The sequence below is a fragment of the Paraburkholderia sp. RL17-381-BIF-C genome (assembly GCF_046026435.1).
Classification (GTDB): Bacteria; Pseudomonadota; Gammaproteobacteria; order Burkholderiales; family Burkholderiaceae; genus Paraburkholderia.
The window spans coordinates 38,808-60,375 of record NZ_JARESX010000046.1 but is presented as its reverse complement, the minus strand read 5'-3'; the positions used below and the strand labels follow the sequence as shown (position 1 = coordinate 60,375).

Genomic DNA, 21,568 nt, shown 5'->3' with positions numbered 1-21,568 from the left:
ATGTTCACGTGTATCTTCGCGATGGCGCGTACGGTCGGCTGGATTGCGCAGTGGAACGAAATGATCGCCGATCCTGAACAGAAGATCGGCCGTCCGCGTCAGCTCTTCGTGGGCGAGACGAACCGCGAAGCCACGCCGCTGGCCAAGCGCTAAAGCGTCGCGGCGGCCACCCGCCTGACGCTCGCGCGGCGCCCCCACGTGGAGCGCCGCGCCATTTCCTCTGCACGTCCTGTGCCACTGAAAAAACTGAAACTCCCATGTGATAAGTTCGTCTGACGCGGACAGACCCTCTACAATCGGAAGCGACCGGGCAGCGCCCGTGGCAACCGAATGTGACACTGAACGCAGAAGCGAACCCATAGGAGTGACACTGATGCAGCAGCCAGAAGCCCTCGGCGGTCTTTCGGGCGGAATCGACCACCGCGAACCCGAGCCGGACGGCGTATTCATCCCCACGGAAAACCTCAACGTCGCGAGCGCGACCCAGCACGTGCTGAAGTCGGGCGACACCTTCATTGTCAACGATCCGCTCGGCGATATCACCGGCCATGACGACGGCCTGTTCGTCAACGACACCCGTGTTCTCTCGCAACTGCGCCTCACTTTTGGCGGACGCGCGCCGTCGCTGCTATCGGGCAGCGTCAGCAGCGACAACACCTCGTTCACCGCGCATCTGACCAACCGTCCGCTGCCGCCGCTCGGCGGCGACAGCACGCCCGAAGGCGTGATCCACGTCGAGCGCGTGCGCGTGCTGTCGGGCACCGTGCTCAACGAAGCCATCGAACTCACCAACTACGGCACGAGCGACGCCGTGGTGCCGCTCTCGATCTCGTTCGCCAGCGACTTCCGCGACATGTTCGAAGTGCGCGGCCTGAAGCGCGACAAGCAGGGCCGTGTCGAACCGGCGCGCGTCGAAAATCGGGAAGTGCTGCTCGGCTACGTGGGCCTCGACGACGTGGCGCGCAACGTGCAGATCGCCTTTTCGCCGGAGCCGGACAAACTTTTCGCCGACCGTGCGGACTACACCGTCAAGCTGCCGGCGCAGGCGTGCGTGTCGATTTATCTGTCGGTGGCGGTGCAGGTGGTCGCGCGCGCGGACAATCCGGGCGCGGGCGTCTCGCAGCCCACCCATGCGTTGAGCGAAGCGCACCTGTCGCAAATCGACGCCGAGCGTCCGCGCGTCGGCCGCGCTGCCGTGCGCGCCGCGCTCGTCGACGCCCACCTCGTCATGCGTGAGCGCCGCCGCGCCACCGCACGCGTGCGTTCGAGCAATCCGCTTTTCAATGCATGGATCGACCGCTCGCTCGCCGATCTCGGCCTGCTGACCACGGACCTCGTGACCGGCCCGTATCCGTACGCCGGCATTCCATGGTTCTCGACGCCGTTCGGCCGCGACGCGGTCATTACGTCGCTGCAGACGCTCTGGTTGCAGCCGCAGTTGGCTGCCGGCGTATTGCGATTTCTCGCCGAACATCAGGCGCGTGAGAACTCGCCGTTTCGCGACGCCGCGCCCGGCAAGATCATGCATGAGATGCGCAAAGGCGAAATGGCCGCCACCGGTGAAGTGCCGTTCGCGCTCTACTACGGGGGCGTCGACACCACGCCGTTGTTCATCGTGCTGGCCGGCGCCTATGCGGCGCGCACCGGCGACGTCGCGTTGATCGACGAATTGTGGCCGGCGCTCGAGCGCGCGGCGCAGTGGGTCGCGGGCGTGTGCGACAAGAACCGGCACGGCCTGCTGGATTATCAGCGCGAGTCGGATGGCGGTCTGGCGAATCAAGGCTGGAAGGACAGCCACGATTCTGTCTTTCATGCCGACGGCCGTTTCCCCGACGGCCCGATCGCGCTCGTCGAGGTGCAGGCGTATGCGAGCGCCGCCTTCGACGTGATGGCGCGCTTCGCAAAGGCGCGCGGACTGCACGATGCGGCGGAGCGTTACGGCGAGCGGGCGAAGAAGATCCGTCAGTGCGTCGAAGAAAAGTACTGGATGGAAGAGGCCGGTTTCTACGGCATTGCGCTCGATGGCCACGGCGAGCTGTGCCGTGTCATGGCCTCGAATGCCGGCCATCTGCTGGCCTTCGGTTTGCCGTCGCGGCAGCGCGGTGAATCGGTGGTGCGCGCGCTCGACTCCACGTTGTTCCATACCGGCTGGGGCGTGCGCACACTGGCGGCGAGCCAGGCGCGCTTCAATCCCATGGCGTATCACAACGGCTCGGTCTGGCCGCACGACAACGCGCTGTGCGCGCGCGGCCTGTCACGGTACGGCGGCAAGGCAGCGGCGGTACGGCTGCTGCAGGCGCTGTTCCAGGCCGCGGTCAACTTCGACATGCGTTTGCCTGAGCTTTTCTGCGGCTTCCCACGGCGGCGCGGCGAGCCGCCCACCGCCTATCCGGTCGCCTGTCTGCCGCAAGCGTGGGCGGCGGGTTCGCCGTTCATGATGCTCGAAGCGTGTCTTGGTATCACGATCGACGCCGAGCGCCGCGAAGTGCTGATCGAACAGCCGATGCTGCCCGAAGGCATCGACTGGCTCGAAGTGAGCGATATGCGGGTAGGCGATGCTTCGGTGTCGATCACGTTCCGCCGGATTGGCGAGAAGGTGGTGGCGTCAGCGGAGCAGGGTGACGTGCGGGTGGTGGCGTTGCTTTGAGTGTGGGTTCGGCATGGGTTGGGCGTAAGTTGAGCGCCATCAACTCCCGCTGACCGCCATGTGCCGGGTGGTAACATTTGTTGTCATCCTCATCGACCGCTCGCCCGGTACATCCGCATGCCAGACAGTTTCGACCAGCTTGCCGCCCTGATCCGGGCGCGCTTCTCCGAACTGAGTCCGCAGTTCCAGATGGGAGCGGGTTTCCTGCTCGACCATCCTGACGAGGTCGCGGTCTCGTCCATGCGCAAAGTGGCCGAAAGGGCGCAGGTGCAACCGGCCTCACTGGTGCGTCTGTCGCAGCAACTCGGTTTCCCCGGCTGGAACGAACTGCGCAACCTGTTCGTCGCACGCGTGCGCACGCGGCCCGAACCGCTCACGAGCCGCGCGCGTTCGCTCGTCAAATCGAAAGACGCGCTGGCGGGCGACCTGCTGGTCGCGCAACAACACAACCTCGAAGTCACCGCCGCGCACAATGGCCGCGTGATCGTGGAAGCGGCGCGCCTGCTGCGGCGCGCGCCGCACGTGCATGTGGCCGGTTTCCGCTCGTGTTATGCGGTAGCGTTCGGTCTCGTCTACGGATACCGGCTGTTCCGTTCCTCGGTGTCCTTGCTCAACGGCGAGGCCGGCACGCTGGAAATGCAGTTGCGCACGGTCGAGCGCGATAGCGCGACCATCGTGATCAGTTTCGCGCCTTATTCGGTGGAAGCCGCGCGCGTCGCCGAAGCTGCGATGGAAAAGGGCAGCAAGCTGATTGCCATTACCGATAGCGCGGTGTCGCCGATCGCGCTGAACGCCGACAAGGTGCTGATCTTCTCGCACGAAAGTCCTTCGTTTTTTCCTTCGCTGGTGGCGGCGACCGCGATCGCCGAATCGCTGGTCGCGCATCTGCTCGCGCTCGAGGGAGCCGGCGCGGTCGAGCAACTTGCCATCGCCGAGCAGTCGTTGCACGCGAAAGGCGCGTACGTGCCGTGACCATTTCCGTCTGAATCGAGTTGAGATTTTGCGCGCAGCAGAATCGCTCCATTCAGATCGGCGCCGATCTGTTTGACAACAATTGTTGTTTGGAAGTATAAATACGTACCGATTGTTGAATGGATGCGAATGGTGGCGTCGACGCGGGGATTGGATCTTTTTCAGGTGAGCGGCGAGCCGTATGACATCGGCTACCGGTTGGGCGAACTCGCGCGGCCGGTGTTCGCCGACTACATGGATCAGAGTGGCGCATGGCAGGCAGTTCGGCGCTGGCGCGGCGCTCCGTTCGTGCAGGCACTGCGCGAAGCGGCGCGCGCCCAATTCCCGGCGTTGCTGGCGGAGTTGGAAGGTATGGCGGCCGGGCTCGGTTGGTCGGCGGAAGACGTGTTCCTCTGGAACTGCCGCGGCGAACTGATTCACAACGCGCCAGACGGTTGCACCACGCTGGCGGCGCGCGTTGGCGAGACGCGCTTCATTGCGCACAACGAAGACGGCGATCCGTTTCTGCGCGAGCGTTGCGCGCTGGTCGAGGTCCGTCCGGTCGGCAAGCCGGGCTTCGTGAGTTTCTACTACCCTGGATCGCTGCCGGGACACACCTTCGCCGTGAGCCGTGCCGGTGTCGTGCAGGCGATCAACAATCTTCGCATCCGCGTCCCCGTTGCCGGCGTGCCGCGAATGATTCTTGCGCGAGCGGTGCTCGATTCCACCTCGCTCGACGAAGCGCTCGACCTGCTGCGCGACACGCCGGCCGCGAGCGGCTTTCATCACACGCTCGGCTGCGCGGGAGATGCGCGCCTTGTCAGCGTCGAAGCCAGCGCGCGGCGTTGTTCCTTGCAGATAGTGCCGAGTCTCTATGGCCATGCAAACCACATGATTCATGCGGGTTGCGACGCCGAAGCGCAGATCGTGACGGATTCTTCGCGCGAACGTCAGCTGCGCGTGGATGCGTTGTTGCCTACGATCACACGCCCGTTACAACCGGCCGCATTGCTCGACGTATTGCGCGATCGCGCGCCCTCTGGCCTGCCGATCTATCGTGACGACCCGCACGATCCCGACGGGGAAAACACGCTCGCCACCGCGCTCTTCGAAATCGGCAGCGCGGGTGTGTCGATGAAAGTTTTCCGGCAAGGGCAGTGCGCATTCGACAGCTTCATCGCCCGCACGGCATGCGGACGGCCCGGCGCTTAACCGGCTGCCGCAACCAACAGGAAACCGAAAACCATGTCCACCGTGTTTCATCGTTCTCCGAAGCAGTCGCTGCCGGTCGCCGTCGCGGGCGAGGGGATCGAGATCATCGATTCCGCGGGCAAGCGCTATATCGACGCATCCGGCGGCGCCGCCGTGTCGTGTCTCGGTCACAGCAACCAGCGCGTGATCGATGCGATCAAGCGGCAGTCGCAGCAATTGCCGTATGCGCACACGTCGTTCTTCACCACCGAGCCTGCTGAAGCGCTCGCGGACCGCCTGGTGGCAAGCGCGCCGCAAGGGCTCGAACATGTGTACTTCGTGTCGGGCGGTTCGGAGGCGATCGAGGCTGCGCTGAAACTCGCGCGTCAGTATTTCGTGGAGAGGGGCGAACTGCAGCGGCGCCATTTCATCGCGCGTCGGCAGAGCTTTCACGGCAATACGTTGGGCGCACTGGCAATTGGCGGCAATGCGTGGCGCCGTGAGCCGTTCCTGCCGATTCTGATCGAAGCGCATCACGTGAGTCCGTGTTACGCATATCGCGAGCAACGCGCCGACGAAACGGAAGAGGCCTTCGCGCAACGTCTCGCCGACGAACTCGAGCAGAAGATTCTGGCGTTGGGCGCGGACACGGTCGCCGCCTTCGTCGCGGAAACGGTAGTTGGCGCGACGGCCGGCGCCGTGCCACCGGTGCGCGAATATTTCCGCAAGATTCGCGCGGTGTGCGATCGCTACGGCGTGCTGCTGATTCTCGACGAGATCATGTCCGGCATGGGCCGCACCGGTTATCTGTACGCCTGTGAAGAAGACGGCGTGGCGCCCGACATTCTAACCATCGCCAAAGGGCTCGGCGCGGGCTATCAGCCGATCGGCGCGACGCTCGTGAGCGACCGGATTTACCAGACGATCGTCGGCGGCTCGGGATTCTTTCAGCATGGCCATACCTACATCGGTCATGCCACCGCTTGCGCCGCCGCGCTCGAAGTGCAACGTGTGATCGAGGAGGACAAGCTGCTGCCCAATGTGCTGGCGCGCGGCGAGCAGTTGCGCGGCCGGCTGCGCGAGCACTACGCGCAGCATCCGCATATCGGCGACGTGCGCGGACGAGGGCTGTTCGTCGGCGTGGAACTGGTCAAGGACCGCGCCAGCAAAACGCCGTTCGACGCCGGCCTCAAGCTGCACGCGGCAATCCGGCGCGAAGCCTTTGCGCGCGGTCTGATGGTGTATCCGATGGGCGGCACGGTGGACGGCAAGATCGGCGATCATGTGCTGCTGGCGCCGCCGTTTATCTGCACCGCGCGCGACATCGACGAAATCGTCGGCCGCCTCGCCGATGCCATTAGCGGCGCGCTGGCCGCTGTCTGAGACCTTCGACACCACCACGACTTGCGAGAACGATGATGACCGAGCGTTTGCCTCACTTCGACCCGTCCGATGCCACGCCCGAACAGAAAGCGGTGCTCGACGAAATTCTGTCGGGCCCGCGCGGCAATCTGAACGGACCGTTTCTCGGCTGGATTCATAGCCCGGAGCTGGCCCAGCAGGCTCAGCGTCTGGGCGCGTTCTGCCGCTACCGGACCGGTTTGCCGCTGCGCCTCTCGGAGCTGGCGATTCTGGTGACCGCGGCGCGCTGGCAAGCGCAGGCGGAGTGGTACATCCACTATCCGATCGCGCTGGGGGCGGGCGTGTCCGCAACGGACGCCGAGGCGATTCGCGAGAGCCGGCGCCCGGATTTCGCCCAGTCCGACGACGCATTGATTCACGACTTCGCGAGCGAACTGTACGACACGAAGCGCGTTTGCGACGCGACCTATGCGAAGGCGGTCGAGCGTTTCGGGCATCAGGTGGTGATCAACCTGGTGGGCCTGCTCGGCTACTACGCATTGGTGGCGATGACGCTGAACGTGTTCGGCATGCGCGCGGTGGGGCAGGAAAGTTTGCCGTTCGCCGAGTAGCCCCGGGAGAGGTCTGCGCAAAACAAAGCGCCCCGCTTGCAAACTTTGCAACCGGGGCGCTTCTTGACTGCAACCACGCTTGTCACCTGCCACACGCTGACACCACCGCCAGCGGCTGCACCGCGCGGCTTACCGCTTACTGGCCGCGATACGTCGCGAACAGACCTTGCTGCAAGGAATCACGCGTGCCTGCATCCGACGACACCGCCTTCACGCCGCCGACGTCGTGCGAACCTCTCGCAACCGTAGCCACTGCCGTACCGCTTTGCGGCACGGTCTTCGGATAGTTGACGTCGTTCTGATTCAGGAGGCCCGCTTTTTGCGCCGTCACCAGTTCAGCGCGCACTTGTGCGCGGGTCAGACCATCCGCCTGCTGGGCGAAGGAAACAGCCGGAACGACGAGCGCGGTTGCGATGACCACTGCGGAAATAAGCGATTTCATGATGACCTCCAAGATTCGATTGTTGATGAGATCGGTTGAATGCCGTGTGCCGATCCGTTGAAACCAGTCTAATTCTTGCAAGGTCGGTGAAAAAGCGGCCACCGGAAGAAATATTGTTACGGTTATTGAAATAGTTGGTGGGCGGCTTCTGTTTTGAGCCATTGCCGGCATCGTCACGACACTGGCACACGGAAGCGCCTATGATGAGGTTCGGTCCCGCCCGCGCCTGCAGCGCCGCGCGGCACTCGCGACCGATGCCGAAACCGCAGAACATCCGGGCGGGACCCGTGCGGCAGGCATCAGATTCGGTCGTGGAGCGCGCGAAGCAGGGCACAAACAGGAGAGAGCGATGAAGCGCAAGGCATCAGCAGTCTGGCAAGGCGGCCTGCAAGACGGCAAGGGCTCGATTTCCACCGACAGCGGCGTCCTCAAGGAGACCCAATACTCGTTTTCGACCCGTTTCGCGGACGGCATCGGCACGAATCCGGAGGAACTGATTGCGGCTGCGCATGCGGGATGTTTCTCGATGGCGCTGTCCGCTGAACTGGGCAAGGCCGGCATCACGCCTGAGCGCATCGGCACCACGGCAACCGTTACGCTCGACAAGGACGGCGGCGGTTTCGCGATCACCGCGGTTCATCTGGATGTGGCCGTGAAAATCCCCGGCGGCGATAAAGCCGCCTTTGAGAAGGCAACGGCCGACGCCAAAGCCGGTTGTCCGGTGTCCAAAGTCCTGAACGCCACGATCACGATGGACGCGAAACTCGAAACCTGAGGTCGCGCCGTTCCCCAACCGTTCAAGCGATGAAGCCGGCGCTCGGGTCAAACCCGGCGCCGGCTTTTTGTTTGTACCGGCGCTGGCTCGCACGCACCTACGGAAACTCGTCTTGCTTTCTTGAACGGGTGGTCATAATATCCGTTGCATGAAGCTAACTGGCGATCCGAAAAAATCCGCAAAGCAGTCCGCGAAAAAAGCGGGCGAGGTCTGTCCTCGGGGCCGGCCGCGCGAGTTCGACACGGACACGGTCCTGGCGAGCGCGAGTCAGGTGTTCTGGAATCACGGCTACCACGCCACCTCGATCGACGATCTGTGCAAGGCCACCGGCCTGTTGCGCGGCAGTCTGTACGGCGTGTTCGGCGACAAGCACGGCATCATGCTGGCCGCGCTGGATCACTACGCGGAAGGTTCGGTCGCGCGGCTCGCCGAGCGGCTCAACGCGCCGGTGCCGCCGGAAGAGGCGCTGCGCAACGCCTTGCTGCACTACGCGCGGGTCGCGTGCGCGCTGACCGGCGAGCGCAGCTGCTTCATCACCAACACCACGCTGGAAATGCAGCCGGGCGACGAGGAGTTGCGCGTGCGCGTCGCCGCGATTCAGCGCCGCATGGCGACGCTGCTGGCGGCGTCGGTGATTCGCGGTCAGGCGAGCGGCGCATTCAACTCCACGCTGGACGAAAAAGCCGTCGGCGATTTCCTGCTCTGCGTGATGCAAGGTCTGCGCGTGCTCGGGCGGGTCGCTCATCAGGAAGACGCGCTGACAGGCATAGTGGACGTCGCCATGCGCGCGCTCGTCTAATTTTTTTACCTATTTTTTGAACGTTCAGTCATGAATAGCGAAGCCATCAAGTCCGCTCCTGCGGCATTGGCCGGATCCAGCGGCACGGCAGCTGCGGCGGTGACCTGTCCGGGCACCGTGGCCGCGAGCGTGGCGGCATCGGCCGGCAAGGCAGAGCCGCGTTTCGAACGGCAGGGGCTGGCGCTTGCCGTGCTGTTCGTCGGCGCCTTCCTCGCGCCGCTCGATTATTTCATCGTCAATCTCGCGTTGCCCTCGATTCGCACCGGCCTGAACGCCAGCGACGCGCAATTGCAGCTCGTCGTCTCCGCCTACGCGTCGGCGTACGCGGTGCTGTTGATCACGGGCGGGCGGCTCGGCGACCTGTTCGGCCGCCGCCGCATGTTCATGACCGGCATGGCTGCGTTCGTGGTCGCTTCGGCGTTGTGCGGCTTCGCGACCAGCGGGCATATGCTGGTGATTTCGCGGATCGTCCAAGGCGTCGCCGCCGCCGTGATGGCGCCGCAAGTGCTCGCGACCATTCGCGCGGTCGTGCCGCTGCATCAGCAGACCAAGGTGATGAGCCTGTACGGTTTCGTGTTCGGGCTGTCGTCGATCGTCGGCCAGTTGGGTGGCGGCGCGTTGATCACGTATCACCCGTTCGGACTCGACTGGCGCATCATCTTTCTGATCAACATCCCGATCGGCATCGCGGCGTTTATCGGCACCTGGAAGTTCGTGCCGGAGAACCAGCCGGCCACGCGCACCGGCATCGACGTGAAGGGCGTGGCGCTGCTCTCCGCCGTGCTGCTGCTGATCATTTACCCGATGACGCACGGCCGCGAAGCGGGCTGGCCGGCGTGGACCTTCGTGATGTTCGCGCTTGCCGTGCCCGCGTTTGCAGTCTTCGTGCTGACCGAGCGGCGCGTGGAGCGCGGCGGTGGCCATCCGTTGGTGGATCTGCAGTTGTTCCGTAACCGGGCCTTCGCGCTAGGGCTCGTGCTCGCGTTCCTGTTCTACTGCAACAGCGCGTTCTTCCTGACCTACGGGATTTTCTTGCAAACCGGTTTGCACTGGACGCCGCTCGCGTCGGGCATCGCGATCATGCCGTTTGCGATCGGTTTCGTGGTCGGGCCGCTGACTTCGCCGGCCGTGGTCAAACGCATTGGCGGCCATGTGCTGACTCTCGGTTTTTCGATGATGACGCTCGGCTTCACGGTCACGGGATGGTCCGCCACCCAGTCGGCCACGCCGGATCTGCTGTTCTATTGCGGGCTGGTGTGCGCGGGTGTCGGTCATGGCTTGTTGCTGCCGTCGATCATGCGCATCGTGTTGCTGGAAGTCGTGCCGGAGAAAGCCGGACTGGCTTCGGGCGTGGTCTCGTCGACGTTGCAGATCGGCTCGGCGTTCGGGACGGCGGCCATCAGCGGCGCGTTCTTCGGCGCGCTTGGTGGCCGCGCGGCGCCGGGCGCCTATGCGCATGCGTTCCAGATCAGCCTGGCGATCAACGCATTGCTGATGTTCGCGTGCATCGGATTGAGCGTGTTGTTGGTGCGGCATCAGCAGCTCGCGCTGCGGCGCGTGGCGTAGCGGATTTGAAAATCCGGCGGCTGAAACCGTTTTCAACAGAGGCTGCCAGAATTTATTAGGTAATTTTTTAAACAACGACGATTTTAAGCATCCCGCATTTACCGGTAACTGAGTCGTTCACAGGTAATTCCGTTTGCGCTGGATCAGAATAAACCCTGAATATTGTTGGCCACTGCATTAGATATGACAAAAGGTCCGGGCATTTTCTGCTGCCCGAGCCGTTACGCCGCAGTAACAGTTGCGATCGTGCAGTGCCGCATGAACGGGCGGCCAGGCGGCGCATTGAAGGGTTTTCCCGGTTTTACGCACGGGCGGGCGATAGTGGAAGCCATTCCACTCCCGATGAAAACGGTATCAATAAAAAGCGCTTGCAGTGATTAATTTCGATTGTTAATCTTGGCAAACTTTTTAGAGTTTTACTTCAGCAGGCCTAATGTCGAGAAATCCGGCGCAACGATTTAATGTCGCTCAACGGTTCCGTAGGGGGTAAATATGCTAACCGCCACCATTGACGCATTCCAGACACCGCCAGCCGCCCAGTTCAATGTCGGCGACGTCGTCACGTTGAAGGAAGGGGGCTCGCGCATGACGGTGACATACGCAGGGCCAGTAGCGCTCAATCCGGGCAACTGGCTGATCTGCGAGTGGTTCGACGAACACGGCGAACTGCGCCGTGAGATGTTTGCACCCGCGAGCGTGCGCGCAGAGCCGCGCTCCATTCCCGCCGGCTCCGTTCTGTGGAGCCGCGTGGGCCGCGCCGCCTGACGCGCTGTCTGATGCGCCGCCTGACGCGTTGGCCAATCACGCGGCCGGGTCGGCCGGAGCTTCGGCCGACCTTGCCCAGCTTCGCCTGATCTAGTTCTCAGAGCGGTCCCGCATGCTGCGCCGTTGCACGCGCACCAGCAGCGCGGACGAAAAAGCTCGCATCCTCACGAGTTTGCGCGTCTCCACCACCTCGCCTGCGATGTTCTTCGGCGGGTTCGGTTGCAATGACCAATACAGCGTAAGCAGCCAGCCGAACACAGTCCAGCCGAGGCACGCATTGAAGAGCGCCAGCGTCAGCACGTCGTGGCGCTTGCGCCGGTCCGCCAGCACGGCAGGCAAAAAGTAGAGCGCCAACGCCAGCACCGCGGCGATGGTCTGGACGACGAGATTGCCACTCATGGACAGCCTCCCCACATGCGACGTATGCCCGATTGTCGCGCGATTGCATGGTTCGCGTAAGGCCCGCGACAAACGCCTTGCTTCACGCGCGAAAGGGCGAGGGGTTCAGCCGATCCCGCATCAGGACTATCATGATCGTTTCGACTGAACAGACCTGCCACGGACCGCCATCATGATCTCCGACGACACGACCCAACAAACTCAACGCATCAACCCGGACACGCTACGTGAATTCGTGGACCGCAAGTGGAACGACGAGATCGTGCCCGCATTGACGGACTACATCGCGGTGCCGGCCAAGAGTCCGGCGTTCGATCCCGACTGGGTCAAGCACGGCTATCTGGAGCGCGTGATCACCGACGCCGCGCAATGGGCCGAACAGCAGGCCGTGCGCGGCCTGAAGCTCGAAGTGATCCGCTTGGCCGGCCGCACGCCGGTGATCTTCTTCGAAACGCCGGCGACCCGTTCCGGCAGCGAAGAAACCATCGTGCTGTATGGCCACCTCGACAAGCAGCCCGAGTTCGACGGCTGGCGTAACGACCTCGGACCGTGGACACCCAAACTCGAGAACGACAAGCTCTACGGCCGCGGCGGCGCCGACGACGGCTATGCGATCTACGCAAGCATCACCGCGCTCGCGGCGCTGGACGCGCAAGGCGTCGAGCGTCCGCGCTGCGTCGGTCTCATTGAAACCTGCGAGGAGTCCGGTAGCTACGATCTGCTGCCGTATGTGGACGCGTTGCGCGAGCGGCTCGGCAAGGTCGGGCTCGTGGTGTGTCTGGATTCGGGCGCGGGCAATTACGATCAGCTGTGGCTCACCACGTCGTTGCGCGGACTGGTTGCCGGCGACCTCGAAGTACAGGTGCTCGACGAAGGGATTCACTCGGGCGGTTACGGCGGGATCGCGCCGTCGAGCTTCCGCATCATGCGGCAACTGTTCGACCGTCTGGAGGACTCCGCTAACGGCACCCTGCTGCCGAAGGGCTTCCATGTCGAGATTCCGGCGGACCGTCTGCGTGAGGCGGAAGCCACCGCGCAAATTCTCGGCGACGACGTCTGGAAGAAGCTGCCGTGGGCGTGCGGTCAGGACGGCCGTCAGGTGCTCCCCACCACAACCAATCCGCAAGAGGCCTTGCTCAATTCGACGTGGCGTCCGTCGCTATCCGTGACCGGCGCGGCGGGCCTGCCCGCGCTTGCCGATGCCGGCAACGTGCTGCGTCCGCGCACGGCGTTCAAGCTGTCGCTGCGCCTGCCGCCGCTGATCGAGGCGGAGAAGGCCGTCGCCGAACTGAAGGCGCTGCTCGAACTCGATCCGCCCTACAACGCCAAGGTGACGTTCAAGCCGGACGCAGGCGCGGCGAGCGGCTGGAGCGCGCCCGATCTCGCCCCGTGGCTTGCCACGGCGCTCAACGACGCGTCGCGCCAGCACTACGGCGCCGATGTCGCCTACGTGGGGCAGGGCGGCACCATTCCGCTCATGAACGTGCTGAAGGCGGGCTTCCCGAAGTCGCAGTTCATGGTGTGCGGCGTGCTCGGACCGAAGTCGAACGCGCACGGACCGAATGAATTCCTGCACGTGCCTTACGGCAAGAAGCTCACGGCCGCGGTTGCCGAGGTCATTGCAGCCGCGCCTTGAGCATTGCCAGGCATCACGCCTGGTACGACCCGCGCCATCATCAACCGGATGAGAGCGCAAGAAGACGGCCGCCGGTCCGCGCATCCACGATAGATACTTCGTGGATTGCGCGGTGCTCGCGGCCGCATGCGTTTAAATATGCGAAACAGATACTCAGTCTGTTAGCGCACAAACCAAAAAACACGCACTCGCCAGTCATATTTTCGATTGCATTTTCTAATCGAAGACTATTTCTTTTTCTTTCGGCTCCGGCAAGAAATTCAATCCCTGACCGTAGGTAAATTGACAGCCGGCGTGCGCCTATTTGTGGGTCATTTTCGCCCATCATCGGTGCGCAAGCGTTTGCGTTCACGGAACCCGCCACCCAACCCTCACCCTCCCGCAGAGCACCGTCTGGCGGGGCTTTGCTCGCGGCTTGCATTCATCTGTTGGTTACCCCGCTCCCATCCGATTCCGGTCTGCTTTAGGCTCGCATTGCAATACCAGTGTTTAACCTTAAAAGGACCGTTCAAAATGAATCTCCATAACCACCACGCCTGCCGTCCGTTCCTCGAGGCCGGCAATCTTTCGCAAATTTCCGCTTACTACGAAGAAGGCCGCAACATCATGTGGATGATGTTGCGGGCGCAGCCGCGTCCCTGTTTCAATCTCGACCTGGTGCATGACATTCTGGAACTCGCGCAAGCAGCCCGGGACTCGGGATTGCCGATCGACTTCTGGGTCACCGGCTCGTTGATTCCGACCATGTACAACGTCGGCGGCGATCTGGACTTCTTCGCGGACGCGATCCGCACCGGTAAGCGTCAGGCACTGATGGCGTATGCGCGGGCGTGTGTCGATTGCGTGCATGCGGCGTCGCGGGGGTTCGACACGGGGGCGATTTCGATCGCGATGGTGGAGGGCACGGCACTCGGTGGGGGCTTCGAGGCCGCGCTCGCGCATCATTTCCTGCTCGCGCAGACTGACGCGCGCATGGGCTTCCCGGAGATCGCGTTCAATCTGTTCCCGGGCATGGGCGGCTACTCACTGGTGGCGCGCAAAGTCGGCATGCGGCTCGCGGAGGAACTGATCGGCGTCGGAGAATCGCATACGGCAGAATGGCATTACGGCAAAGGTCTGGTCGATCAACTGTTCGAGCCGGGCGAAGCCTATATGGCGACCCGTACCTTCATCGACACGCTCAAGCCCAAAATGAACGGCATCCGGGCAATGCTGCGGGCTCGCCAGCGCGTGCTGCAACTCTCGCGCGCCGAGTTGATGGAAATCACGGAGGATTGGGTGGAAGCGGCCTTCACGATCGAAGAGAAGGATCTGGCCTTCATGGAACGGCTGGTGATGCTGCAGAACCGGCGGACCTCGAACCTGCGCCAGACGGCGGTCAGTACGGCCAATTTCGCCTGAAAGAGCCTGGGGCCAAACACGATAAGCCGCAAGGGGGGCGGCTCCCCCAGGGAAGTTCCCATGGGGCGCACGGAGGCTCAGGCGATCAGTCTGAGCTTCTGTCTATCCTGCAACCAGCGTTCGAATTCAGGCGCCGGCATGGCCTGGCCGTACAGGAAGCCCTGCACGTAGTCGACGCCCAGGCCCTTCATGAACAATTCTTCCGACTCGGTCTCGATCCCTTCGGCGACCACCTTGAAATTCAGCTCCTGCGCGACGACCACCATGGAGCGCACCAGCGCTTGCGCCTTGGTGTCTGCGTTGATCGAACGCACGAAGCTGCGGTCGAGCTTGATGACGTCGAGCGGAATACGGCCGAGCTGCGACAGCGACGAATAGCCCGTGCCGAAATCGTCCAGATGAACCTGCGCGCCGAGTTGGCGGAACTGCTTGATCAGGTCGATCGCAGCCGTTTCGTCTTCGATCAGGCAGCTTTCGGTCAGTTCGAGATCGATCAGGCAGGGGTCGAGATTCGCGTTCTGCAGCGCCTCCGTGAAATGGCGGACCACCGCCGTATCGACGAGTTGCCGCGCCGACACGTTGATCGCGATACGCAGGTTGTAGCCGTCGGCTTTCCATTTGGCGGCCTGTTTCGCGGCCGTTTCCATGACCCAGCGGCCGAGCACGCCGATCAAGCCGGACTCTTCCGCATAACGGATGAACTCGGCCGGCATGATCTGCCCACGCTCGGGAGAATTCCAGCGCACCAGCGCTTCGGCGCCCTGGACCACGCCGGTGGTGAGCGACAGTTTCGGCTGGTAATGCAGAGTCAGTTGGCCCTCTTCGAGACCGCGCCGCAAGTTGGTGTCGAGCCACATATACTCGGCGACCTTGCGGTTCATTTCCGGTGAGAACACGCGGTGCGTGCGTTTGCCTTCGTCTTTGGCGACGTACATGGCGGTGTCGGCGGAACGGATCAGCGATTCGAGGCTGTCGCCGTGTTCCGGATACAACGCGATGCCGATCGAGCAGCCCGTGTAGACCTCCACGAGCCCGAGGCTGAACGGCGTGCGCATGCGTTCGAGCACGCGCTGCGCGGTGGCTTCGAGTTCGCGCGCCTTGCCCTTGGCCGCGAGCACGATGAATTCGTCGCCACCCAGGCGCGCAAGCGTATCGCCTTCGTTCAGGCAGAGGCCGATGGCGGTGGACACGTCGCGAATCAGACGGTCGCCGAACACGTGGCCGTAGTGATCGTTGACCTTCTTGAAGTTGTCGAGGTCGAGAAACAGCACGCCGACTTCTTCGCCCGGCGCGGCGTCTTCAATGGCGGTGCGGATTTTGTCCTGGATCGCGTTGCGGTTCGCGAGGCCGGTGAGCGAGTCGGTATTCGCCAGTTCGGTGAGGCGTTCCTGCGCGAGCCGTTCCTCGGTGATGTCGGTGCCCGAGCAGATCAGGAATTGTTCTTCGACGCCGCTGCCGCTGTGAACGAACTTGTTGCGGAACAGGAAGAGCCGTTCGCCATGCACCGTTTTGACGCGCCGCTCGACTTCGTACGACACGCCGCGATTGAAGAAGCCCGCAATGTTCTGACTGGAGGCCGCGCCGTCTTCGGTGGACATGAACAGCGCCCACACGTTGCGGCCAATGATGTTTTCCTCCTTGACGCCCGTAAGCTCCTCCGCGAGCCGGTTGAAGCGCTGTATCCGGCCGTGCCGGTCGACGATCACGACGACCGAATTCACTTCGGACACGACCTGCTCGGCGAACGAGAGGCCGTGGACCAGATCGCGCGCGACGGACTCGGTGTCGTCATAAGCGGAGGCGGTGCCGGCCCAGGAGTTACTGGTGAGCTTCTTGCCGACCAGATGCAGGCGCAACGGCTCGCCGAACAGCCGAACGTCGAGGACGAGATGCGAGGTCACGCCGGTCAGGCAACGGATTTGCGAGGCCTGCTGAGGATTCAGAGGAATGGCGACATTGGCAGGCACATCGCCGGTGACGGGCGTGAGTTCGAGCGCGTTGCTGTCGTTCGACAGACGCCAGCATGGGCTGCTTGTGCCGAACTGGGCAAAAAGCACCTGGTCGTGTTGGTCGTCGTTCATGAGATCCCCGGGCGGTGTGTGCCGTTGGCCGTCTTGAAGGCGGAGTCGGCAAACAGTCTTCATCATACTTAAGACTGTCCCCATTGTAGCGAAGCGGCTGGCGTTCGGGCTTAGAAAGATTAACGGTTGGTAAACCTGCTGTCTTTAGGGTTGATTTACGCTGAATTAGTCGTGAAATTGTGACCGCCGATACGCGCGCCCAGCGGTCAAAAACGCCGCGCGAGCCATGCACGAGCCTGTTCCCTCTCGGAGGGAACCGTTTCCAGCAAGGGATCGAACCAGAAAGCCCCTGCCACCAGCGTGGCTACCACGACACCGTCGCGATACAGAATCCGGTTGCCCGCTACCGCGGGGACGCGTTCGCCAACAAGCAAAGTGCCCGCGAGATTCAAGGGGTCCGTGCCTGCTACGCACACAAAAGCACTATCGTTCGCATGCCGTCGCACTTCTCGCAGTACCGGAATCGCTTCAGGCAGGGCAAATTGTTCGCCCGCGAGCCCATTCACAAAACGCCCGCCGCGAATCACACCACGCGCTTCGAGCCGCTGGAACACGCGCAAAAGATCTCGCCATGGCGGCAGCCAATCCGCCTCGCGTTCGAGCAGCCGCCAGAACACCACGCCGTAACGTCGCAATAGCGTCATTGCGACATGCTCCAGGACTTCCGGCGGCAATTGCCGGCGACGCTGCTCCGGCGCGGTCGCGGACGCCACAGCAGCGGTGGGACGGGTAACGAGTGCCCAGCGGCCCGCGTCGTCCATGCCGCCGATCAGCGCGCTCGAGCGCGCGCGCCGGTTGCTGGAAAACGCATTGCGTTTGGCCACCGGCTTGAGCAGCGCACGCAGGCCCGCGAAACTGTCTGAATTCACGAGACCCGCGGCCACCAGTTCGCCCAGTGCGCTCTCCAGTTCCATACGCAATACGCGAACCTCCGCCAGCAGTTCGTCGAAGAACATCGCGCCGTGTTGCACGAGCGCGTCGTACACGCTTTGCGCGCGGGCCGACAACTCCGGTTGCTTCGACGGATCGAGCAACGCGCTCCACACGCGCACTTGCGCGCGTGGCAGCAGCACGATGGGCGTGCTGCGGACCGGCCCGGCGGCGCCGCGTGCGCGCTCCGTCAGTCGGGTCCAGACTATCTTGCCGGCGCGGCATAGTTCGTCGAGCGAAGTATTCGCATACGCCTTCACGCGTGCGGGCAGAATGTCTTCCTCCCAGGCGCCCGCCGCCGCCTGGAAGCCTTCGAGTTGGTCGAGCACCGCCGCGAGGGCGTCGCGTCCTTCGCTGCGCGTGTCCGGCGTCAAGTGTTGCCACTCGAACAGAAAGCGCATGAAGTCGTGCCGTTCCACCGGCTCGATTTCACGGCGCAGGCGCTTCACCGTGTAACGGTGTATGCGCGCAAGGAGGTGACGTTCGCACCATTCTTCTTCGCCCGCTTGCGGCGTGAAGCGCCCGCGCATCACGTAGCCTTCGGCTTCGAGGCGCATCAGGCTCTGCTCGACCGATGCCGCCGGCAAGTGCAGCGCCCCGGCAATCGCGCTGACCGGCAGCGGCCCGAAGCCTGTCAGACGCGCGCGGAGCACGTCGAGCAGGGCGTCCTCGGCGGTCCAGCTCTCGGTATAGCCTTTCGGCGCGGCGAGCAGGGGCGCAAAGCTGGCGCCCGGATAGAGCGACTCGAAACAGGTGAGGCGCTCGACCGGCAGCCACACGGCGTCGCCGTCGGCTATCCGCAACCGGGTGGCGCGGCCGGATTCGGCCAGCGCCGCGAGCCACGCCGGCCAGCCTTCGCGACGACGCGCTTCGGCCTCGGTGATGCAGGCGAGGCCCGTCAACGCTTCATGCATCTCGTCGGTATTGCGCGCCTGCGGCCATGCTTCGTCGCGCACGCTTTCGATAGCGCCGGCATCCAGTGCGCCGAGATCGTCGGCACTCGACGGGTCCGTCCAGCGGCGGCTCAGCACGGCTTGCGTACGGCGTTCCTCGATAGGCGCGTCGTCGAGGTACGCGTAGGGCTTTGCATTGAGGATTTCGGCCGCGAGCGGCGAGGGCGCCGGCAAGTCGCGCGCAACCAGTTGAATGTCGCCCTGTTCGATACGGCGCAGCAGCGCGAGCCAGCGTTCGCTGTCCATTGCTTCGTGCAGACAGTCGTCGACGGTTTGGTCCACTAACGGATGACTCGGCAGTTCGCGTTCGCCCACTACGTTCTCCAGACACGCGGCCTGCTCGGGGAACACGTTCGCCAGTAAATCTTCGCTGCGCATGCGTTGCAATTGCGGCGCGGTTTTGCGCCCGCCGGTGTAACGCGGCAAGCCGAGCGCGGTGGTCGCGTTCCAGCGCCAGCGCACGCCGAACAGCGGCGCGTCGAGCAGCGCCTGAATCAGCAGATGCTCCGCGCTGTTCGAATGCAGATAGCGCCACACGTCGTCGAGCACGAAGGAATGGCTGCCGGTCAGCGAGAGGACGATCGCGTCTTCGGTGGCGGCGGCTTGCAGTTCGAAGTTGAAGGTCCGGCAAAACCGCTTGCGCAGCGCGAGACCCCACGCGCGGTTCACGCGGCTGCCGAACGGTGCGTGGATCACGAGTTGGGTGCCGCCGGATTCGTCGAAGAAACGCTCCATGACCAGCGTGTTCTGCGTGGGCAGCACGCTGAGCGCGGCGCGCGCGCGGGCGAGATAGTCGACGATCTGGCGTGCGGCGGCTTCGTCGAGACCGAGGTTGTGGATGAGCCAGTCGGTCGCGTGGTCGAGGCGGGCGGGTAGCGTTGCGGCTTCGGCTTCGGATACAACCTCAGCTTCGGCTTCAACGTCGGCTCCGCCCTCATTCACAGAAACGGCCGGCATCACCGAATCCTTCCCTTCGAGAAGACGCCCGATCTGCTCGCGCAAACGTGCGACGCCGAACGACAGTTCGTCGCTGCGCCCCGGTGCTTCGCCGAGCCAGAAAGGAATATTCGGCGGCTGTCCCTGCGCGTCCTCGACCCGCACGCGCCCGCTTTCGATCCGCAGAATCCGGTATGACGCGTTGCCGAGCTGAAACACGTCGCCGGCCAGGCTTTCGACGGCGAAATCCTCGTTCACGGTGCCGATATTGATCGCCTGCGGTTCGAGCACCACGGCATAGTCGGCATTCTCGGGAATCGTGCCGCCCGAAGTGACGGCGACGAGCTTGCCGCCGCGCCGGCCGCGCAGCGTGCCACTCACCACGTCGCGATGGATGTACGCGCCGCGCGGACCATTGCGGCTCGTATAGCCTTCCACGAGCATGCGCAGCACGGCGTCGTACTGCTCACGCGTCAGATCCGCGTACGGTGCGGCGCGCCGCAACATGTCGAACAGCGCGTCTTCGTTCCATTCGGCGCTCGACACTTCCGCGACGATCTGCTGGGCGAGCACGTCGAGCGGCGCGCGCGGAATACGCAGCGCGTCGAGTTCGCCGCGCCGCACGCAATCGAGCAGCGCGGCGCATTCGATCAGATCGTCGCGCGACGCCGGAAAAAGCCGGCCTTTGGGCATCCCGCCGACATGATGACCCGAGCGTCCGACGCGTTGCAGGAACGGTGCGATCGCGCGCGGCGAACCCATCTGGCAGACCAGATCGACATCGCCGATATCGATGCCGAGCTCCAGCGAAGCGGTGGCGATCAGCACGCGCAGTTCGCCGCGTTTCAGGCGCTGTTCGGCGTCGAACCGATGTTCCTTGGCAAGGCTGCCGTGGTGCGCGGCGACCACGTCCTTGCCGAGCCGCTCGGTCAGATGACGCGCGGCGCGCTCGGCCATGCGCCGCGTGTTGACGAAGATCAGCGTGGTGCGGTGCATCGCCACCAGTTCGGCTAGACGGTCGTAGACGCGCTCCCACACTTCGTTGGGCATCACCGCTTCGAGCGGCACCGGCGGGATCTCGAGCGCGAGGTCGCGCGCCCGGACATGACCCACGTCGACGATCGCGCAATCGGCGGGAATGCCGCTGTCGATACTCCCGCCGCCCACCAGAAAACGCGCGACCGCGCTCACCGGCTTTTGCGTCGCCGACAGCCCGATGCGCGGCAAACGCCGCCCGCACAGCGCGTCCAGGCGCTCCAGGCTGAGCGAAAGATGGCTGCCGCGCTTGCCGCCGGCAAGCGCGTGAATTTCATCGACGATCACTGTGCGTACGGTCGCGAGCATGCGGCGTCCCGAATCCGAACCGAGCAGCACGTAAAGCGATTCAGGCGTGGTGACGAGGATGTGCGGCGCGCGTTTTTTCAACGCGTTGCGTTCCTGCTGCGTGGTGTCGCCGGTGCGCACGGCGGTACGAATGTCCAGCGCCGGCAAGCCGCGCGCTTCGAGTTCCGCGGCGATGCCTTGCAACGGCAACTGCAGATTGAGGCGGATGTCGTTGGATAGCGCCTTGAGCGGCGAAACGTACACCACCAGCGTTTCGTCGGGAAGTACGCCGCCGTTGGCGAGCCCCTGCTGGACAAGATCGTCGAGCGCGGACAGGAAGGCGGTGAGAGTCTTGCCCGAACCCGTCGGCGCGGCCACCAGCGTGGAGCGGCCACGGCGAATCTGCGGCCACGCAGCGGCCTGGGCTTCGGCCGGGGCGGGAAAGCGCTTGAGGAACCAGCTCGCGACCGCGGGAAGGAAATCGGCCAGCGCATCGGCCGTCGAACGCTCCACGGCGGGCGTCGCGATGGAACCCGATGCGGTGCCGGGAGCCGCATCCAGGGCAGCGGCAGAGGTGGTGGTGGCCGAGGTCATGCTGGCATAGATGGGGGCGAGGCGTGCCATATCCAGAGGGCGGCGGGAGCGCGCCGCGTGTGTGGATCAGCAGCCAGTCTGGCAGGTTTGCGCGAGTTTTGCCCAACCCTGTTTGCCGGCCACGCAGGTTGCCGCTAAAGCGCTGGTACGGCGGCAATTTTTGCCGTCCGGGTAAAGCGGCACGCCCGGAGCACAGTCATTCAGAT

16 protein-coding genes are annotated in these 21,568 nt (G+C 63.9%); 12 read left to right on the top strand and 4 right to left on the bottom strand.

What is annotated here, in order from left to right; translation table 11 throughout:
• The 6 genes from P0D70_RS24945 to P0D70_RS24920 all read left to right on the top strand — a co-directional run.
• Positions 1–153 (top strand): citrate/2-methylcitrate synthase (locus P0D70_RS24945; protein WP_408186423.1); only part of this gene is annotated, 153 nt, incomplete at its 5' end.
• A gap of 220 nt (positions 154–373) precedes the next feature.
• Positions 374–2,647, top strand: coding sequence for an amylo-alpha-1,6-glucosidase (locus tag P0D70_RS24940; protein WP_408186421.1), 2,274 nt, complete (start codon positions 374–376; stop codon positions 2,645–2,647).
• 117 nt (positions 2,648–2,764) lie between these two features.
• A complete protein-coding gene (locus tag P0D70_RS24935) occupies positions 2,765–3,619 on the top strand; it encodes a MurR/RpiR family transcriptional regulator (protein WP_408186420.1) in 855 nt (284 codons plus the stop codon).
• Positions 3,620–3,748: 129 nt separating this feature from the next.
• Entirely contained in the window at positions 3,749–4,810 is a 1,062-nt protein-coding gene (locus P0D70_RS24930) for a C45 family autoproteolytic acyltransferase/hydrolase (RefSeq protein ID WP_408186419.1), read from the top strand.
• A gap of 33 nt (positions 4,811–4,843) precedes the next feature.
• Positions 4,844–6,172 carry an aspartate aminotransferase family protein gene (locus P0D70_RS24925; protein WP_408186418.1) on the top strand — a complete coding sequence of 443 codons (1,329 nt, stop codon included), beginning with the start codon at positions 4,844–4,846 and terminating at the stop codon, positions 6,170–6,172.
• 35 nt (positions 6,173–6,207) lie between these two features.
• Entirely contained in the window at positions 6,208–6,762 is a 555-nt protein-coding gene (locus P0D70_RS24920; protein ID WP_408186422.1) for a carboxymuconolactone decarboxylase family protein, read from the top strand.
• 136 nt (positions 6,763–6,898) lie between these two features.
• Here the strand turns inward: P0D70_RS24920 and P0D70_RS24915 are convergent, their stop codons facing one another.
• Positions 6,899–7,204, bottom strand: coding sequence for a DUF4148 domain-containing protein (locus P0D70_RS24915; protein WP_408186417.1), 306 nt, complete (start codon positions 7,202–7,204; stop codon positions 6,899–6,901).
• Between the two features lie 349 nt (positions 7,205–7,553).
• On the opposite strand from P0D70_RS24915, the gene P0D70_RS24910 reads away from it, so the two are divergent.
• The 4 genes from P0D70_RS24910 (at position 7,554) to P0D70_RS24895 (ending at position 11,109) form a co-directional block, all read left to right on the top strand.
• Positions 7,554–7,979, top strand: a complete 426-nt coding sequence (locus tag P0D70_RS24910) for an OsmC family protein (RefSeq protein WP_011492126.1) — start codon at positions 7,554–7,556, stop codon at positions 7,977–7,979.
• A 148-nt stretch (positions 7,980–8,127) separates the two neighbouring features.
• Positions 8,128–8,778, top strand: coding sequence for a TetR/AcrR family transcriptional regulator (locus P0D70_RS24905; RefSeq protein ID WP_091807988.1), 651 nt, complete (start codon positions 8,128–8,130; stop codon positions 8,776–8,778).
• 30 nt (positions 8,779–8,808) lie between these two features.
• The gene (locus P0D70_RS24900) at positions 8,809–10,344 is read left to right on the top strand and encodes an MFS transporter (RefSeq protein ID WP_408186416.1); all 1,536 of its coding nucleotides are present in this window, start codon (positions 8,809–8,811) and stop codon (positions 10,342–10,344) included.
• Positions 10,345–10,836: 492 nt separating this feature from the next.
• Positions 10,837–11,109, top strand: a complete 273-nt coding sequence (locus tag P0D70_RS24895) for a YodC family protein (protein ID WP_091807992.1) — start codon at positions 10,837–10,839, stop codon at positions 11,107–11,109.
• 90 nt (positions 11,110–11,199) lie between these two features.
• Here P0D70_RS24895 and P0D70_RS24890 read toward each other — a convergent pair whose 3' ends face one another.
• Positions 11,200–11,508 carry a superinfection immunity protein gene (locus P0D70_RS24890; protein ID WP_408186415.1) on the bottom strand — a complete coding sequence of 103 codons (309 nt, stop codon included), beginning with the start codon at positions 11,506–11,508 and terminating at the stop codon, positions 11,200–11,202.
• Between the two features lie 172 nt (positions 11,509–11,680).
• Here P0D70_RS24890 and P0D70_RS24885 point away from each other — a divergent pair, with 172 nt between their 5' ends.
• A complete protein-coding gene (locus P0D70_RS24885; protein ID WP_408186414.1) occupies positions 11,681–13,144 on the top strand; it encodes a M20 family metallopeptidase in 1,464 nt (487 codons plus the stop codon).
• Positions 13,145–13,657: 513 nt separating this feature from the next.
• Positions 13,658–14,545, top strand: a complete 888-nt coding sequence (locus P0D70_RS24880; RefSeq protein WP_091807999.1) for a crotonase/enoyl-CoA hydratase family protein — start codon at positions 13,658–13,660, stop codon at positions 14,543–14,545.
• 77 nt (positions 14,546–14,622) lie between these two features.
• Here P0D70_RS24880 and pdeR read toward each other — a convergent pair whose 3' ends face one another.
• Both pdeR and P0D70_RS24870 read right to left on the bottom strand, forming a co-directional pair.
• Positions 14,623–16,626, bottom strand: coding sequence for a cyclic di-GMP phosphodiesterase (gene pdeR / locus P0D70_RS24875; protein WP_091808001.1), 2,004 nt, complete (start codon positions 16,624–16,626; stop codon positions 14,623–14,625).
• 206 nt (positions 16,627–16,832) lie between these two features.
• Positions 16,833–21,392, bottom strand: a complete 4,560-nt coding sequence (locus tag P0D70_RS24870; RefSeq protein WP_408186413.1) for a DEAD/DEAH box helicase — start codon at positions 21,390–21,392, stop codon at positions 16,833–16,835.
• Positions 21,393–21,568 lie beyond the last annotated feature (176 nt).